This is a genomic window from Spiroplasma endosymbiont of Megaselia nigra (assembly GCF_003987485.1).
Lineage (GTDB): Bacteria > Bacillota_I > Bacilli_A > Mycoplasmatales > Mycoplasmataceae > Spiroplasma.
In genome coordinates this window covers 1-877 of the sequence record NZ_RCOO01000302.1, presented here as the reverse complement: position 1 = coordinate 877, position 877 = coordinate 1, and the positions used below count along the sequence as shown (strand labels likewise).

The window sequence follows — 877 nt, the reverse complement described above, 5'->3', positions numbered from 1 at the left end:
TATTGAAAAGACATTTGTTTAGTTGATAATAATGGAATGCCACAATATTTTGCGTGAAGTTTTTATCCTAATTATTTTAAATCAGTTTATCGTTGAAATTTTAATGCAAATATTCCTAATTTAGATATTGATTCTAAAACTGGTGAAATAAAAGTTGAAGATTAATAAATATAAAAACTCATTTAATTAATTAAATGAGTTTTTATATTTCTAATGTAATTAATGATAGTTTTTCATTATTTTTATTAAATAGTTGTAGATTATTAATATTAATTTGTTCTTTTTCTGTAAAAATTGTAATATCATAATTTCCATATCCCCATATCCCTGATATTTCAATTTGATTTAAATTATATAATTTTTCGTGTTTAAAAAAATTTATTTTAATACTATCTTCAATTAAATCTTTAGTCATATTTGCTCAAACTGCCCTAGAATAAAGTAATATATATCATTGTGAAAAATAGTTTAAATAATCTTCTATTTTGTTATTAGAAACAATTAAATTAGTTAAATATTTGCCATATTCACCATCTGATAATTTAACTTCTGCCGGAATAAGAGAAGGGATGTTATTTGTTTCTAATTCATTTGTTATGGATAATCAATTGAAGTAATTTGCTTCTAGTTGATAAATAGGATTTTCTGAAATATCTTTGCTTTTAACATTTATTTTAATTTCATCATTGTTGTTGATAGTATTTTGATTTTTTAAATTTCAATCTGTAATTTGTCCATTTTTTTCATCAATAATTGGTGTATTAGGTTCACTGTTATTATTTCAACGATAAACTGATTTAAAATAATTAGGATAAAAACTTCACGCAAAATATTGTGGCATTCCATTATTATCAACTAAACAAATGTCTTTTCAATA

The 877-nt window shown here is 21.3% G+C and carries 1 protein-coding gene; it reads right to left on the bottom strand.

Annotated elements, in window-relative coordinates; genetic code table 4:
• Positions 1-202: 202 nt before the first annotated feature.
• On the bottom strand, positions 203-877 hold a 675-nt coding region (locus D9R21_RS07800), incomplete at its 5' end, for a DUF3688 family protein (protein WP_158614008.1).